We start from the raw sequence: 292 nt of genomic DNA, 5'->3' as shown, positions 1-292 counted from the left end.
ACTCTTTGGAGTGCGCCGGCAGCGCGCTGCCTCTGATTTGGAACCAAGCGGGGGGCGTTATTACCGTGCTGTTTGCCGAGATCGGCGGTGCGGCGTCTCCTCCGCAGCGCGGCGACGGCGCTTTGGTCTTTGGCCGCTCCCAATCCAAAGCGGCGTCGGATTGGTGCCGATCGGGAGACGGGCGCCATCAGCCCATCCCCGGAGATCACTTGAGGCCCAAGGGTATCTGGTTGCCGCCGCACTCCAAAGGGCGGTAAGCCGATACCGGCAGGATGCGTTCCGAACGGGGAGT

General features: G+C 65.1%; 1 protein-coding gene. It reads left to right on the top strand.

The window, feature by feature from the left end; translation table 11 throughout:
- Window positions 1-257: hypothetical protein (locus BQ17_RS22670; protein WP_218068243.1), on the top strand; the 257-nt coding region annotated here is incomplete at its 5' end.
- Window positions 258-292: the final 35 nt, after the last annotated feature.

Origin of the sequence: Candidatus Thiosymbion oneisti (assembly GCF_900092655.1) — a bacterium.
GTDB classification, from domain to species: domain Bacteria; phylum Pseudomonadota; class Gammaproteobacteria; order Chromatiales; family Chromatiaceae; genus Thiosymbion; species Thiosymbion oneisti.
The sequence above is the reverse complement of the archived record's forward strand: the minus strand, read 5'-3'. Positions and strand labels throughout refer to the sequence as shown.